A 16,604-nucleotide genomic window follows, 5' to 3' on the forward strand; every position below is an offset into this window, starting at 1 on the left:
GCCGAAGCTCATGAAGCCCGCGCCGGCCGCTACTGCTGCGACCCCGGCGCTGCCGGCCAGAAAGCTTCGCCTGGTAACGTTGTTCTCGCTCATCACGGCACCCCCTACGCCTGGACAGCGGTAGCTGTGCGAACGATGCCCTCGTCGATGATCTTCTGCGCGACGTCCTGCCAATCGATGAACTGGATGGCGCCGTTGGGGCACTGCTCGGCGCAGCGGCCGCAGGAGATGCACTTCGTGGACACGCCGGTCTCGGTGTCGACGCGGGGCATGTTCCAGGGGCACGCCTGGCTGCACATGCCGCAGCCGATGCACTTCTTGGTGTCGACCGTGCGGGCGCCGGTCTTCTCGTCGGCGTAGATGGCATGGACCGGGCAGTACTTCACGCACTGCGGGTCGGCGCACTGCTTGCAGTGCTCGACGGTGAACAATCCACCACCCGGGTTCCCTTCTCCAAAGGAACCCTCGCCGGTGTCGGGCGATGCACCCCAATTGTAGTTATCCCACACACGCACGCGGGCGATGTGCTGGCACACGCGGCCGTCGTTTCTCAGCGTGCACATCATCTCGCAGCGCTGGCAGCCCGAGCATTGCGCGCGGTCGGTGACGATCATCTTGGTGGGCGTGGTGCGCAGCTCGATGCGGCCGGATGCGATGGACTCCTGGGTAACGCCCCAGCTGGCCAGCGCGCCGCCGACGACCAGGCCTGCAACGCCGCAGCCGGCCATGGCCAGCACTTCGCGGCGGGTGATGTTTTTCTTGCCGTTTGCGGAAACGCCGTTATCAGAGGAAGCGCCGTCTCGAACATCGGGATTCGACATAATATGTTCCCCCCTCGGAAACTAGTCTAGCAGTATCCTCGTATCCCCCTTCAACGCCTTGCGTTTCGCCGAACAAGCCTTCGACGAATAGCCCCTCTCTCACACACAACGCTGTTCAGTATGCCGAACACCGGATGCAGGCGCATTCCCTGCTGTGGCATGTTTTCAACCATCCGCACTGTAAATCGCCTGGTAAATGGCATATATCCTCAAATAGGGAATGCACGCCTGAGCCTTTTCGGACACGGTTTTGCAAGAGCGGTTTCATCGCTTCGGTCAAGCGACCGTATAATGAGAAGGCGATACCGCAAAGGCCATGAGGGGGAACATGGGAAATGAAAACGCCGTGTCAGCGCAGGAAACGCTGGCGCATGAGGAAGAAGATCCTACAATCGACAACGAGGGCGCATATCATGCAAGCGAGCTCAAACGTTATGTGCCCCTGTTGCCGTTGATAGCGGGCCTTGCGTGCTCGCGCGTCGGGCTGAATGCATCGGTATATTCAAATTACGCGCAGACCGACGCGGGATTCATCTCGGACGGCACCGTGCTCGCCGCCCTCATCGTTTTCGCGCCGTTGCTCTTCGCGATAACGAAACTGAATAAGCCGTTAAGCAAGGCATTCGTCAATCGCAGCGCAACCGCGGTGTTCGCGCTGGAAACCATCTGCGTTGCGCTTTTGGAATACGGCACGCTATTCCCGCTTCAAGAGGCCGTTCGATTCGCCATAGCCGCTCTATGCACCATAACCAGCACATGCGCCATGTATTACTGGCTCAGACGAGCTCGCGGGGGCGGCGTGATCCTCGGGGCGACCCTGGTGTTCTCCGCCATAGCCGCAAGCGAGTTGATCCTTATGCTCGTCAACTGCTTGCCTGTTGAGTCTCAGGCGATCATAGCCACCGTGATAAGCGCTGCCCAATTCCCGGCTAAGCACATTGCGAAACGCACGAGCAACCCGTTCCAATTGGTGAAAAACAACGAGCCGCGATCTGCTTATTCGCTGAAAGCGAGCATTCGCAACAAGCGGCTTCTTGCGTCTTCCGCCCTTGGCGTGGCCGCGTTAGGGTTAACGGTGGGCCTTCTGAGAGGCTATCCCAACGGGCAACCTATAGCGTTCGATCCCGCTTCACGCATTGCATACATGCTGGTCACAGTGGTGATTTGCATGGCAATCGTGCTGATTTGCCTTTCTGGGAGAACCGGGTTCATGACAACCGGTATATGGATCATGCTTTTGTGCCTTGCCTGCCTTGCGATCACCTCGTTCGCCGCATTCCCCGATTCCCTTAGCATCGGGGCCATATTCGCAACTTCCTTGAACGCCCTGACCGTGGGCTACTGCTATTACCTGACCATAGAGTTCATGACGCATGGCTGGAGAGACCCCTACTATTACGCCTTCTCAGGCTGGATCGTCTACTTCGTCACCAGGGCGTTTGCGCGCATCGTGCTGTCCAGCATCACGCCTTTGAACAGCAACGCCGAGCTTACGCTTGCCATCATGGCCGATGCCGTGGTCGCTTCAGCGCTGATAATCTTCGTACGATTCCTGAACGATGCGAAAACGCCTGCCCAGGAATTGCCCGACGTTCAGACATCACCGCTTCAAAAAGCCGTGGCTCTGAGCAGCCCGGAGGAGCAAAGCGCCATCGCCTCGTTGCGGGAGGATTCGTTTGCCGCGGGCATTGCGGCGCTCAAGAAGCAGTACCAGCTTTCGGAGCGTGAGACGGAGGTGATATCGCTGTATGCGCAAGGGCATACGCAAAAGAAAATCGCCTCCGAGCTGTTCATCACCCCGGGAACCGTGCACGAGCATATTCGCCACGCATATACGAAAACGGGGCTGCATTCCAGGCAGCAAATCCTCGATTTCATCCATGAGCAATAGTCGGATTGCCCGGCATACGGCTTTGCGGGGACGCGATGTCCGCAAAACCGTATGCCGGCGACTACGTGATTGACCTGGTAATACAGGAAATTCCCTCATAGAGGATATAGTTTTTTCGATTCGATGAGGACATTATTGAGCCCATCGTCATCCATAAACGCGCCTCGCCTCAAGCCGCACACAACACCTAGGCTGTTTCAAACGAGGAGGAACCATGGCTGACAAAGTCTCATATGGTTGGACCGGCAAAATCTTGCGCGTCAATCTAACGACGGGCAGCATCACCACCGAGTCCACCGACCCGTATAAGGAGTACATCGGCGGCATGGGCCTTGCCAACAAGGTCATGTACGACGAGGTTCCCGCAGGCACGGACCCCCTGGGGCCCGACAACAAAATCGTGTTCGCCGTAGGCCCGCTCACCGCATCCGGCGTTCCGCTAGGCGGTCGCTGCACCATTTCCACGCTGTCGTGCTTCACCACCGACAACCTGATCGTCGACGGCCACTGCGGCGGCATGATCGGCGCGAAGATGAAGCTGGCAGGCTACGATGCCATCATCCTGGAAGGCGCATCGGACAAGCCCGTTTACCTGCACATCAAAGATGATCAGGTCGAGATCAAGGACGCTTCCTTCGTCTGGGGCATGGGAACCCGCTCCACCACCGAAGCCCTGAACCGTCTCGAAGGAACCTCGGCTTGCGTGGCAGCCATCGGCCCCGCCGGCGAGAACCTGCTTCCCTATTCGTGCATCATGAACGCGCGCAACCATTCCGCCGGCGCAGGCCTTGGCGCCGTGATGGGCTCGAAGAAATGCAAGGCCCTGGTCGTCGAAGGCAACGGAAGCGTGAACGTGAAGGACCCACAGGCCGTGGCCGATCTTTCCGACTACATGCTCCGCGAGCTCATCGGCTCGAACAACAACCACGTGGTGCCGTCGACCCAGCAGGAATGGGCCGAGTATTACAACAAAGGCAGCCGTTGGAACGCTCATAAGGGCCTGTATTGGACGCAAGCCGAAGGCGGCCCAATCGAGACCGGCGAACCGAAACCGGGCGAGATCAACACCGTGGGCAAGCGCTGCCTGCTGATCGCCCACCCCTGGATGCTGGGCGCGGAGGCAGAGAAGTACACCATCAAAACCAACGGCTGCCACGGTTGCCCCATCCATTGCTATGCAGACCTTCGCGTCGGCGCGGCGAAAGACGCGAGCGGCTACCAGACCAGCGGCAACGCTTGCATGGCAAATGCCGGCTACACGTTCATGAACAACATCCTCGGGCAGAAGCTCGATGACGAGAAAACGCTGTACATGAACGTCGTTTTCACCAACCTTATGGACGACCTGGGCATTTGGTGCAATTACGGTCAGCTGTACCGCGACCTTGGCTACTGCATCAAGGAAGGCGTGTTCAAACGGGTGCTTCCCGAATCCGAGTACAACGCTATCGATTGGGACAAGCTGACGCAAGGCGACCCCACCTGGATCAGCCAGGTGCTTCGCCTGATCATGCGCAACGACACCGAGATCTCCTATATCGCGCACGGCCCCATCGTGTGGTGCCCGCGCTGGGGCGTGGAGGGCTGGTTCGACGACAAGCGCTCCTCGCTGATCAACTACCGCGGCTGGCCGTATCATCATGGCGTCGAAACGTTCGGCCAGGTAGGTGGCCTGATGAACATGGTGTTCAACCGCGACCCCATGATCCACTCCGCCGTGAACTTCAGCGGCTGCGGCCTGCCTATCGAGGTGAAAAAGTCCATTGCCGCCGAGATTTGGGGTGGTGAGGAAGCTTGCGACCCCGACAAGAACTACACGCCCATGAACGACGCTAAGGCGAACTTCACTTGGTGGTCCATCGTCACCGACGTGCTGCACGACTCGCTGACGCTGTGCAACTGGGTATGGCCGATGGCCATGAGCCCGACAAAGGCACGCGACTACCGCGGCGACCTGGACATGGAGGCGAAGTTCTACAAGGCCGTCACCGGCGAGGACGTCACCACCGACGAGCTGTACAAGCGCGCAGCGAAGATCATGACGCTGCAACGCGCGATGACGGTACGCGGCATGAAGGACAAGGACGGCAAGATCGGGTGCAACGACCTGCACGGCGTGCATGACGTTCCCACCCAGTGGATCTTCACCATGGATCCCGACAAGCAGCCGTTCACGGAAGGCACCACGAAAATGGAGGCCAAGGACTTCGATTCCGGCCTGCATATGCTGTATTCCAAGTTCGGCTGGGACGAGGAGCTGGGCTGCCCCACCGCCGATTGCCTTGACGCCTACGGCATGGACGATGTGAAGGCCGAGCTGCAGAGCCTGAACTTGCTGCCGTAGCAGATTTCCCTTTACCCCCTTCGGGCCCCGTTCGCAACACTCCCCCGCGAACGGGGCCGTTTCCATATGCAGGGAAACGGGGAGGAGGGTTTGGGGGGGGTAACGCCCCGAGCCCGGACAGATAGCGCTACGTCCCCGAAGCGTCCGGGGTCGAAACGTGCGAACCCACGCCCGAGCAGCAAAGACTCCGCAACCTACTTTTGCGCGAACACCAGGTCGAGCTTGAGGATCTTCCCGCTGGGACCTTGCTGGACGGGGATCCACCCTGCGTACTCGAAACCTTGCGCCGCGTATCGCGTGATGATATCGCGGTGGCCGTTGAGCTCCGACGATTTCGGCGTGGTGAACGGCTCCACGCTTACCTGTTCGAATCGATACTCCATGTCATTCGCCCCTTTCGGAATCTTTTGCGCCCATTTCCCGTTTGAAACGCTCGATGCTCGCCAGAAACGCGCTGGACTTCACCAACGCCAGGCCGCGCTCCTCGTCGCCAAGCAACAGCAGCTCGTCGCCCGGCTCGATGCCGAACACCTCGCGGGCGCGTTTCGGGATGACCATCTGCCCGCGCTCGCCGACGCGCACCGAACCGAAGATGTGCTTGCCGCGCGGTGGCGGAACCTCCCCAAGCTCGGTCGGCTGATAATTCGCCAGAACATCGAGCGTGACGCCGAGCACCTCGGCAAGCGCGCTGCCGTTCGCCAGGTCGGGCACGCTTTCGCCCGCCTCCCATTTCGCCACCGTCTGCCGGGACACGCCCACGCGATGAGCCAAGGCCTCTTGCGTCAGCCCCTTCGCCCGGCGAAGCATCTGAATATTCGAACTGATCATGCGACACCTCCTGACTTGGATTTTCGCAGGTGAGCGTGATGTTTTCCACCAACTAAGCGCGGAATCCGATAGAGGCGCATGTTAAAAACGGTTGGCATATGGCGCAAGAAAGGGCCGCCGTCCGGAGGAACCGGACGGCGGCCTGGGGAAGGGAGGGCGGCGGCTCGGGGGCCGCCGCCTTATGGGAAGGGGCCCGCCCCGGGCACCCCGCCCCCGAACGGGGACGGGGCCCGGGCGGGAGGGACGGCCCGCTCCCCGCGGCAGGCGCGGGGCCGGGCGCCCCGCCCCGCGGGCGGCTAGAGCGTCCAGGCGACCGTCATGGTCACCGGCAGCGCGGCGAGCAGCACCAGCAGGCGCAGCACGAGGCCGCCGATCAGCACGCCGATGTCGGAGCAGGCGCTGACCATGCACGGAATCCAGAACGAGGCCCCGGCGCTCCCGGCCGCCGTCCGGACGCTTGGGGGACGTAGCGCTAAGTGTCACCGAATCGTCGAGCGCAACGGGTCGCCTAGATCGCGCGAGCGAAGTTCTGGGCGGTTTCGTAGGCTGCAGAGCTGGGCGTCGACGATGCGGAAGCTTCTGACCTGAGGTTATGCCGCGACCGCCGGCGCGAATCGCGACGAAGGGGCGGGGAAACCGCCCAGAACTCCGGAGAGGCGTCAAATTCGGGCCCGTTTTCCTGCAAAACGGGCCAGAACCCGGGGGGTCGCGGCACTAGAGAGGAGCGGGGCCCAAGCCGCAGCCGGGCGGCGGGCCCAAGTCCGCTCCCCCTCCGCCCCCTCAGCCTGTTTCGCGCCGGTTCGCGTCTCCTTCGCCCTGTTTTGCCCCTGCGTCGCCCCGGCTCGCAATCCCTCGCCCCATTCGCCTCCTCTTCGCCGGCTTTTTCTTTTTCCGAGCGGGTCGATTGCAATTTAACGGGAAACGGCTGCTGCGCTGGGGCTTCGGGAGCGGTAGAATAGGCAGGCTTACCACTTACCCCTTGCGCGACGCTCCTTCCGCAGGCGCCGCGCGCAGCACATCCGGAAGGAGGCGCCCTATGAAAATGGGTCCTCAGGACACCGTGTGGATCACCGGCGCAGCGGGGCGAATGGGCCAGGCAATCGAGCATTTCCTGGACCACAGCCGCTACAAGGTCATGACCAGCGACATCGAGATCGACGTGTCGAACCTGCACGAGGTGTTGAACTTCGCCGAGTCGTACCGCCCCGACTTCGTCATCAACTGCGCGGCGCTTGCCAGCCGCACCGAGGCTGACGAGAACCCCGACAAGGCCTACAAGGTGAACGCGCTCGGCGCGCGCAACCTGGCCATCGCCAGCAACAACGTCGGCGCCACCATGGTGCACCTGTCCACCGACGACCTGTTCCCCGAGAACGCGGACCGCGCGTTCAACGAGTTCGACGCCACCAACCCGCCGCACGTCTACGGCAAGTCCAAGCAGGCCGGCGAGCGCTTCGTCAACGAGCTGAACCAACACCACATCATCGTGCGCTCCAGCTGGGTCTACACCGCCCGCCCCGACGACCTGCTCGGCCGCGCGCTGCTGGCAAGCGCCCAGGGCAAGACGGTGCCCGTGCCCGCGAACCAGTTCGCCTGCCCCACGTCGGTGGACACGTTCGCCAAGTTCGTCATCGCCGCCATGGAGTCCGACGAGTTCGGCACGTTCCATGCCGCATGCACGGGCGTGACCAGCCGTTTCGAGTTCTTCGAGCGCGCCTTCGCCCTTGCCGGCCAGCCTACCGGCAACCTGCGCGGCACCGCCAACCCCTGGCAGGGCTACCGCATCGAGCTTGACGACATGATGGCCCGCCTCACCGGCGTGTACGAGTTCCCCACCTGGGAAGACGACCTTGCGGCGTTCGCCGCCGAGCATGACCTTGCCGCGCTGGCCCGCGGCGCGCAGGAATAGGAGGGGCGCGTGTCTACCGAGATCAACATGGGCGAAAAGCCCAAACGCCTGCATATCGGGCTGACGGGGTCCATCCTCATCGCGCTGGCCCTGGGCCTGTTGTGCGGCGTCATCTTCCATTACCTGGTGCCCGCGGGCACGGTGCGCGACGACGTGTTCGTCAACGGCATCTTCTACGTTGTCGGCCAGGGCTTCATCCGCCTGATGCAGATGCTCGTGGTGCCGCTGGTGTTCTGCTCCATCGTGTGCGGCGCGTCGTCCATCGGCGATACGAAGACGCTCGGCACCATCGGCCTGAAGACGCTGGTGTTCTACCTGTGCACCACCGCGCTGGCGGTTACCGTGGCGCTGACCATCGGCAACCTGATCAACCCCGGCCGCGGCGTTGACATGTCCAGCATGGTGGCCTCCGACACCTCCGCTCTGTCGGGCAGCGCCAACACCGACGTATCGTTCACCGACACCCTGCTCAACATCATCCCGAAGAACCCCATCCAGGCGCTGGCCTCGGGCGATATGCTGGCCATCATCTTCTTCGCGCTGTTCGTGGGCATCATCCTGTCCACCATGGGCCGCAAGGTCGAGGTGGTGCACCGCTTCTTCGAACAGTTCAACGACATCATGATGAAGATGACCTCCATGGTCATGTACGTGGCCCCGATCGGCGTGTTCTGCCTGCTGGCGCGCACGTTCGCCAACATCGGCTTCGATGCGTTCCTGCCCATGGTGAAGTACATGCTGGGCGTTTTGCTGGCGCTTGCCGTGCAGTGCCTGGTGGTGTACATGGTGCTGCTGACGGTGTTCGCGCGCATCAACCCGGTGAAGTTCCTGAAGAAGTTCGTGTCGGTGATGATGTTCGCGTTCTCCACCGCAACGTCGAATGCCACCATCCCGCTGAACATCGAGACGCTGGAGAAGAAGATGGGCGTCGACCGCCGCATCTCGTCGTTCACCATCCCGCTGGGCGCCACCATCAACATGGACGGCACCTCCATCATGCAGGGCGTTGCCGTGGTGTTCACCGCGCAGCTGTTCGGCGTGCAGCTGGGGCCGGTGGAGTACGCCACCGTCATCGCCACCGCCACGCTGGCGTCGATCGGCACGGCGGGCGTCCCGTCGGTCGGCCTGATCACGCTGTCGATGGTGTTCAACTCCGTCGGCTTGCCGCTTGAGGGCATCGCGCTGATCATGGGCATCGACCGCATCCTGGACATGACGCGCACCGCCGTGAACATCACCGGCGACGCCGTGTGCACCACCATCGTGGCCAAGCGCGCCGGGCGTATGGACACCGACGTGTTCAACGACCCGAACGCCGGCCGCGAGCTAGACGACGTGAAAGCAGCGTAGCAGGCTGACGCGCAGCTGGGTTTACCCCCGCATGCGAAGCGCCCGTCTCCAGTGGAGGCGGGCGCTTTTTTGTGGCTTGAGACGATTAGCGGCATGGAGTAGCTCGGCAAATTAAAGTTCTGGGCGGTTTTGCAGCTAGAAAGCCCGCTTTTTCACGCTATTTCCGATTTCTGGGGGGTAATTTAGAACGTTTGTCCGTGTTTCTCGAGAAAGAACCGCCCAGAACTCCGAAACCGTGGCAAAATCAGCGCCTCACAGCTGCAAAACCGCCCAGAACTCGATACCTCGTTGAGCGTGACAGCGAGCACAAGGCCTGCAAGTCGAAATACGCTTAAAAGCGAGCGGTTTGACTTGCCCTGAGCTGGGGGTTTGCAGACTTAGGACCCGAACAAGCCAGGCCGCGCAGGCAAAACCCACACGGATCAATGAGATCTGCCGATCGCCAGCGGCTCGACCCGCTTCCCTGCCTTAATGGCAGCAGCCGCTGGAGTTCTTGCAGCTTGCGGGGCAGGTTTTGCAGCCTACCTTCAGCTCGCCGTCGGTGCGCTGGTGCTTCAGATACACGCCGATGCCTACCGCGATCACCACGGCCGCGACCAGGCCCGGCAGGCTGAACGCGTTCGCGATCCCGCCCGTGACCAGCGAACCCGCCAGATACACCGCGAACGAAACCACCCAGGCGATACCGCACTGCAAAAGCACCATCTCGAGCGCCGCGCGTGCGCCGCCCTGCTCGCTGCGCACGGTGGCGATGGCCGCCACGCACGGCGTGTACAACAGCACGAACGCCAGAAACGCCATGGCCGTCACCGGCGTGAACAGCATGGTCAAATCCACGCCCTCGCCCATGACCTGCGTCAACGTGGATACCACGCTCTCCTTCGCCATGAAGCCCGTCATGAGGGCCGTGGCCGCGCGCCAATCACCGAAGCCCAGCGGCGCGAACAGCGGGGCGATCAGCCCGCCGATGCCCGCGAGCAGGCTGGCGTCGACGTCGTCGACCACGTTCAGGCGCGCGTCGAACGTCTGCAAAAACCAGATGACCACGCACGCGGCGAGCACCACGGTGAACGCCTTCTTCACGAAGCCCTTCGCCTTGTCCCACACCAGGCGCGCCACGCTTTTCGCGGCGGGCAGGCGGTAGTTCGGCAGCTCCATCACGAACGGCACGGGCTGGCCGCGGAAACGCGCGCGTTTGAGCACGGCAGCGAACGAGATGCCCACCGCTACGCCGAACGCGTACAGGCCGATCATGACCACCGGCTGCAGTGCACGCGGGAAAAACGCGCCCACGAGCAGGGCATATATGGGCAGCTTCGCGCTGCAGCTCATGAACGGCACCAACATGGTGGTCATTTTGCGGTCGCGTTCGCTCGACAACGTGCGCGTGGCCATGATCGACGGCACCGAGCAGCCGAAGCCCATGAGCAGCGGCACGATAGAGCGCCCGGACAGGCCGATTTTGCGCATGGGGCGGTCCATGACGAACGCCACGCGCGCCATGTAGCCCGAGTCTTCAAGGATAGACAGGAAGAAGAACAGCGTGACGATGGTGGGCAAAAAGCCGATGACCGCGCCCACGCCGGCGCCGATGCCGTCGACCAGCAGCGATTGCGCCACGGGGTTGAGGCCCCACGCCTCGCAGCCGGCGGCCAGCGCCTCGAGGGTTGCGTCGACGCCTGCGCTCACCAGGTCGGAAAGCGCGGCGCCCACAACGCTGAATGTGAGCACGAACACCGCGGCCATGATGGCGAAAAAGCACGGGATGCCGGTAAAACGCCCGGTCAGAAGCTTATCCACGGAAACGCTGCGCTTGTGCTCGCGGCTTTCGTGCGGGCGCACCACGGTGTTGGCGCACAGGTTCGCCAGGAAGGCGAAGCGCATGTTGGCCAGCGCCGCCTCGGCGTCCATGCCGGCGTCGGCCTCCATGGCGGCGGTCAGCTCGCGCACCGACGAGACGGCGGATTCCGGCAGGTCGAGCTTGCGGGCGATCAGCTCGTCGCCTTCGACCATCTTCGTGGCGGCGAAACGCGCGGGGACGGACGCCTGCTCGGCGTACGGCTCGATGATGTGCGCCGTGGCATGGATGCAGCGGTGCACCGCGCCGAGCGGGTCGTGCTCCTGCGCGCTTGCGGGGCAGAAATCGATGCGGCCGGGCGCCTCGTCGAAACGCGCCACGTGCAGGGCGTGGTCGACCAGCTCGTCGACGCCCTCGTTCTTCGCCGCCGAAATGGGCACCACGGGAATGCCCAGCTCAGCCTCGAGTTCGTTCACGCGCACGGTGCCGCCGTTGGCCTCGACCTCGTCCATCATGTTGAGCGCCAGCACCATGGGGATGCCCAGCTCCATGAGCTGCATGGTCAGGTACAGGTTGCGCTCGATGTTGGTGCCGTCGACGATGTTGATGATGCCGTCGGGCTTCTCGTCGAGCAGGAAGTCGCGCGTGACGATCTCCTCGTTGGAGTACGGCGACAGCGAGTACACGCCCGGCAGGTCGGTGACGGTGGCCTCGGCGTGCCCGCGGATGGCGCCGTCCTTGCGGTCGACCGTGACGCCCGGGAAGTTGCCGACGTGCTGGTTTGCGCCCGTGAGCTGGTTGAACAGCGTGGTCTTGCCGCAGTTCTGGTTGCCCACCAGCGCGAACGTGAGCGGGCCGGTCTTCGCGGCGGCGCGACGCGCGTGGGCGCGGTAGGCCTCCTCGGCCGGGCCGAACTCGCCGAGGCCGGGATGCGGCAGCGGGCTGCGACCGGCGCGCGCGGGGGCTGCGGCGGCGTCGGCAGCCCGCGAGGGCGCGGCACCGGCGGCCGAGGCGTCGGGGCGATCCTGCGGGTCGAGCGGCTGAACGAGCACGTTGTCGGCCTCGCTCAGGCGCAGCGTCAGCTCGTAGCCGCGCACCGTCACCTGAATCGGGTCGCCCATGGGAGCCGCCTTCTGCAGCGTCACCTCCGCATTGGGCGTGAGCCCCATATCCAGTAAATGGCGGCGAACGGAGCCTTCGCCGTGCACAGCCTCGACCACGCCCGCCTGTCCGCGCGCAAGTTCGCTCAGCAGCATGTATTCCCCCATATCAGCGCGGCGTTTCCCATCCAACGACCGCGCATGTTTCTCTCGTCTGCCATCCATGATAAGCCGCCCCGCGGAGCAGGCCCACGCAAGGCCGCGTTTTCACGGAACCGACGAAAGCGGATGGACGACGGAGGGCGGGTTCCGGCGGCCCGAGCGGCCGCGGGGGCCGCCTCTTGCACCGAAAAGTCGATACGTCTGCGTTTTATCGGCGAACCTCGAGCAGCCGGCGCCTCGGGGCAGCTGTTTGCCCAGGTCAGACGCTTGCCGCTAAACGGGCTACCCAGCACCCTCCAGTTAAAACGCAGACGTATCGACTTCTGGCTCGCTGGGCGCATGCTGGCCGAGCATCGGGTCGCGATCGCACGTTAACTGCGTATCGGCTCTGGCTCGCTGGCGCCGTCCGAGGACCGCCTTGCGGGCGCGCGCCGCCCGCGAATCGACCGTGGGCTCGCGGGCACGCGGGCCCAAACGCAGACGTATCGGCTTCTGGCTCGCGGGCTCGCGTGCCTGCGGACTTGCGGGCGCGTGCTGCCCGGGAGCCGGCGCGCGGCGCCCCGCCGGCGCCTACTTGAACAGCCATAGGGGGTCTTCCAGGTAGCGTTCGGCGCAGGTCACGGTGCCGGGGACCTGCTCGTCGAGCAGGCCGTCGGGCAGCGCGTCGCGGTAGTGGTTGCGCGCCCAGCCGACCATCTGCAGGCGGCGCAGCATGGACAGCGCGCAGGCGAACTCCAACTGCGAATCGTCGAGCGCCGTCACGCTGCGGTAGCCCTCCACCCAGCGCTGCGCCATCGCCGGCGCATAGGGCTTGTGCTCCACGAACGTAAGGGCGGCGGCGAAATCGTACAGGAACCACGAGTAGCCGCAATCGTCGAAGTCGATGAGCGTCAGCTTCCCGTCCGGGCCGATGATGATGTTGGAAGGCCGCAGGTCAGCGTGGATGAGCCCCCAGTTCGCGGGCGTGCGGCCCTGGCGCGCCACCACCTCGCGCGCCGCCCATTCGGCGCGTTCGAACAAAAACGACTCGGCGGCGGAAAGCGGCGCGTCGCGCCAGCTGCCCCAGCGCGGATAATCGCCCGCGATCGCATCGATATCCCAGGCGAAGCGCGTGAAGCCCTGCGGCGGGCGCCACTGCCTGGACTGCCCGTGCATGCGCGCGGCGCACGCGCCGATGGTCTCGTACCAGCGCGAGGGGTCCGCCGGCGCCTCGAGCGTGGCGCCGGGGACGAAGCGCGTGCACACGCACAGCCACTCGAACCCGCCCTCGTCGCGGATGGTGGCCACGTCGAAGCCCGACGCCATGGGCAACGGCTCGACCACGTTCACGTCGGCGATGCTCCCGAGCGCGCGCACCCACGACAGCTCGGAGGCCACCGCCAACGCGCCGCCGGCGTAATCCGGCTGGCTCACGCGCGCCATAGCGTACGGCTTCTCGTCCACCAGCACGGAGAACGTCGCGTTCTCCGACACGGTGACCAGGCGCAACTCCGTTCGGAACACGTCAAGGCCCCACGCGGCGCACACCCCCTGGTGCAGCCACCACGGCGCCAGCGACCCCGGTCGGTACACGGCGAACGCCGCCAGCTTGCCCGCCCCGCCCGCAGCGGGCAAAGGCTCGATCTCCTTCAGCCCCAGCGCATGGGGCAGCGGCCGCTGGCCGCGCTTTCTTGCAGGCACGCGATCTTCCTCGTCCTCGGCTTCCGACGGCGCCGGGCGCCGCCTTCTTGCCGCAAACCGTACCGCCGCCCACGTTGCGAATCGGTTTCACGGCGAAACGAAACAATCCGTTTCGCGTTTCGAAACAAACCTGAACGCTTTTCGTTACGCAGGTTCTACGCGAAGGTCGAAAACGACGCGCACTTCCCCAACGAGTTCACGAAGCCCGAGGACCTTGCCAACGGCGTGCGGGTGTTTGAGCAGGCGCTTCGAATCTGCGTAGCCAACGGCGGTTTTCCAGCCGGGGGCGAATAAAGGCTCGGCCGCACCCATTTGCTGCACGGCGATCATCAACCTCGCACACTCAAACCGCCCACAAGCGCCCCCACGCGCGCGGCCGAGCGCAGCGCAGGGCGAGCTCCGCAAGCAATAGTCGATACGTTTGCGTTTTAATCCGCCCTGCGTGAGTAGCTCCGGTATCGGCACACGCATTTCCCCAGGTCAGACGCTCGGCAAATTCCGCCGTTGGCGGAGGGTCGCCATTAAAACACAAACGTATCGGCTTTTCCTCTCCCACGCGGCCGGAACGCGACGTTATATGCATGCGCAATGAACTTCCCCTTCGGTTCGGTGATTTTGCAACCGTGCAAGGTTTCACGCGCAATCGTGCAAGGTTTCGTCTGCAACCGTGCAAGGTTTCACGTGCGATCGTGCAAGGTTTTTTGTGCGTCTGACCTGGTGAAACGTTATATCGATTCATGGTATGCTTGCAGCTATGGAAACCATTATCTGCGACATATCAGCTCTCGATTATTGGCGCACGCCGCCGCTGGTCCAACTTTTGCTAGCGGGCGATGAGGACGTACCCGAACTGCGCGGCGCAGTCAACGCAGCAGACGTTCTTGCGTTGCGAGCCGCCATTGCTGAAGAGCCCCTCTGTCAAGCCATGCTCCGGCCAGGCCCCTCGACACGCAATGCGGGTGCCAAAGCGAAACGCCTGCGACCGGTCATCCCGCTGCTTGCGACAAACCAGACCGCGCCTGTCGACATCCTTGCGCGAGAGCATCGCGCTTGCCACGCATCGGATATCGTTACGCCGCGCTTATGGAGCCACGACCTGCCACTCGGATCATGCATAGATATATCGGACGAGGTACGCGTTGCCACGCCCGCGTTTGCCTTGCTGCAACTTGCGGGGAGGCTGGACCTTGCGACGTTGCTGCTGATCGCGTCCGAACTATGCGGCAGCTTTGCCATTTTCGAACCATGCCGCCCTATCGCGGATGCGCTGCAAAAGATGGCGCGAGCTGGAAAAATTCCCGCAATTGGCGGGTGGGAGCCATTCGTTGACGGGAGCGGCGCGGTAAGCACGCTGTGGTCGCGACCGTCGCTTACGACGCCGCGCAATCTACATGACATGGCCGTCAGCTCCAATTCCCAACGCGGTCGAAAGCGGCTTATGCAGGTTGCGAAACACGTTTTCCCTGATGCCGCCTCCCCTTTTGAGGCGCGAGCGGCTTTGCTGTTCGGGTTGCCTCGGCGTTTGGGCGGCGAAGGCATGAATGGACTTGCCCTTAACAAGAAGGTTGAGCTTTCGGCCGCGGCGCGCATGCTCGCACAGCGGGAGTGCTGCTACTGCGATTTGTATTGGGACGAAGGCATCGACGTGGAGTGCCAAAGCGCGCTCGTGCACGAAAGCCACGCGAGCTTTCTTTCCGACTCCCGGCGCACCGCGGCGCTGCAGCATATGGGGATTAAGACGCTCCCGATAACATATGACCAGATTAAGAGCGAAAAGCAGTTCGATGCCCTCGCGCAGACGGTCGCCGACCTACGCGGCGTCGAACGCAAGTCGAAAACCGCGCAACACGAGCAGGCGGCTCGTAATCTGCGCAAACAGCTATTCATCAACTGGCCCGCAATGCGGCGCGCAAACCGAAAGTGCGATACGTTTGCGTTTTAATGGCCACCTTGCTTTAAAGGCGAATTTGGCACGCCTCTGACCTGGGGAAATGCATGTGTCGATACTGGAGCTACTCGCATGGTGCGAATTAAAACACAAACGTATCGACTATTTGCGGCTGGGAGCAGCGAAGGCCGCCAGCGGGTCGCGAAAAACCGCTCGCGGCCTTCGCGATGCCCTGCGGTTACGACATTCGTGTTCCCTAGCTGCTGCAGCTCCCAACCGCTCGCGGCCTTCGCGGCCATTCCTAGGCTTGCGGACCTCCTGCCCCCCCCTGCCCCGCTACAGAGCGGCGTCGCCTCGTTCGTTGGTGCGGACGCGGATGGCGTCGGCGATTTCGCGCACGAAGATCTTGCCGTCGCCGAAGGTGGCGTTGCCCATGTCGGCTACCATCTCATCGACGATGGGATCGACCAGCTCATCAGGCACAACGGTGCGCACCGACACCTTCGGCAGCATGTTCACGCCGCGATTGTCGTCGCGCGTGTACACCTGGTGAAAGCCCTGCTGATGCCCGTAGCCGAAGCCCTGCGTCACGAAAATGCCGCTTTTGCTGAACGCCGACAGAATGCGCTTGACGCGCTCGAGCTTGTCGCCGTTGATAATGACCTCGATTTCCTTCATGCTGCGCTCCTTCACCGCGGGACGCACCCGCGAGCTCGATCTTACTTGCAAACATATAGTCGGCCGCTGCACCTCAATCGCGGCCGGTCGCGGCGGCGCGGTCGCGATCGACCACCGTGCCGCTACCCCCAAAACACCTGGTCGCACGCTTGCGC

At 63.3% G+C, this 16,604-nt stretch carries 11 protein-coding genes; 5 read left to right on the top strand and 6 right to left on the bottom strand.

Annotated elements, in window-relative coordinates:
• Window positions 1–104: 104 nt before the first annotated feature.
• A complete protein-coding gene (locus tag Q0D52_RS06240; protein WP_294381011.1) occupies window positions 105–821 on the bottom strand; it encodes a ferredoxin-like protein in 717 nt (238 codons plus the stop codon).
• Window positions 822–1,149: 328 nt separating this feature from the next.
• Between Q0D52_RS06240 and Q0D52_RS06245 the strand changes: the two genes are divergently transcribed.
• On the top strand, window positions 1,150–2,712 hold the full coding sequence (locus Q0D52_RS06245; protein WP_294381015.1) for a helix-turn-helix transcriptional regulator: 1,563 nt from the start codon (window positions 1,150–1,152) through the stop codon (window positions 2,710–2,712).
• A gap of 214 nt (window positions 2,713–2,926) precedes the next feature.
• Window positions 2,927–5,056, top strand: coding sequence for an aldehyde ferredoxin oxidoreductase (locus Q0D52_RS06250; RefSeq protein ID WP_294381016.1), 2,130 nt, complete (start codon window positions 2,927–2,929; stop codon window positions 5,054–5,056).
• 194 nt (window positions 5,057–5,250) lie between these two features.
• Here the strand turns inward: Q0D52_RS06250 and Q0D52_RS06255 are convergent, their stop codons facing one another.
• Together Q0D52_RS06255 and Q0D52_RS06260 are read right to left on the bottom strand one after the other, a co-directional pair.
• Window positions 5,251–5,439 (bottom strand): DUF4177 domain-containing protein, encoded by a 189-nt coding sequence (locus Q0D52_RS06255; RefSeq protein ID WP_294381018.1) that lies wholly within the window; start codon window positions 5,437–5,439, stop codon window positions 5,251–5,253.
• 1 nt (window position 5,440) lies between these two features.
• Entirely contained in the window at window positions 5,441–5,884 is a 444-nt protein-coding gene (locus tag Q0D52_RS06260; protein ID WP_294381019.1) for a helix-turn-helix domain-containing protein, read from the bottom strand.
• Between the two features lie 1,036 nt (window positions 5,885–6,920).
• Here Q0D52_RS06260 and Q0D52_RS06265 point away from each other — a divergent pair.
• Both Q0D52_RS06265 and Q0D52_RS06270 read left to right on the top strand, forming a co-directional pair.
• Window positions 6,921–7,793, top strand: coding sequence for an NAD(P)-dependent oxidoreductase (locus Q0D52_RS06265; RefSeq protein WP_294381020.1), 873 nt, complete (start codon window positions 6,921–6,923; stop codon window positions 7,791–7,793).
• A 9-nt stretch (window positions 7,794–7,802) separates the two neighbouring features.
• The gene (locus tag Q0D52_RS06270) at window positions 7,803–9,143 is read left to right on the top strand and encodes a dicarboxylate/amino acid:cation symporter (RefSeq protein ID WP_294381022.1); all 1,341 of its coding nucleotides are present in this window, start codon (window positions 7,803–7,805) and stop codon (window positions 9,141–9,143) included.
• A gap of 468 nt (window positions 9,144–9,611) precedes the next feature.
• On the opposite strand, the gene feoB is transcribed toward Q0D52_RS06270, so the two are convergent.
• Window positions 9,612–12,197, bottom strand: coding sequence for a ferrous iron transport protein B (gene feoB / locus Q0D52_RS06275; protein WP_294381024.1), 2,586 nt, complete (start codon window positions 12,195–12,197; stop codon window positions 9,612–9,614).
• A gap of 576 nt (window positions 12,198–12,773) precedes the next feature.
• Window positions 12,774–13,883 (bottom strand): phosphotransferase, encoded by a 1,110-nt coding sequence (locus Q0D52_RS06280; protein WP_294381025.1) that lies wholly within the window; start codon window positions 13,881–13,883, stop codon window positions 12,774–12,776.
• A gap of 754 nt (window positions 13,884–14,637) precedes the next feature.
• On the opposite strand from Q0D52_RS06280, the gene Q0D52_RS06285 reads away from it, so the two are divergent.
• The gene (locus Q0D52_RS06285) at window positions 14,638–15,825 is read left to right on the top strand and encodes a hypothetical protein (protein ID WP_294381027.1); all 1,188 of its coding nucleotides are present in this window, start codon (window positions 14,638–14,640) and stop codon (window positions 15,823–15,825) included.
• A 282-nt stretch (window positions 15,826–16,107) separates the two neighbouring features.
• On the opposite strand, the gene Q0D52_RS06290 is transcribed toward Q0D52_RS06285, so the two are convergent.
• Complete coding sequence (locus tag Q0D52_RS06290) at window positions 16,108–16,449, bottom strand: P-II family nitrogen regulator (RefSeq protein ID WP_118349521.1); 342 nt, start codon at window positions 16,447–16,449, stop codon at window positions 16,108–16,110.
• Window positions 16,450–16,604 lie beyond the last annotated feature (155 nt).

It is taken from the genome of uncultured Senegalimassilia sp., from assembly GCF_934630535.1.
Lineage (GTDB): Bacteria > Actinomycetota > Coriobacteriia > Coriobacteriales > Eggerthellaceae > Senegalimassilia.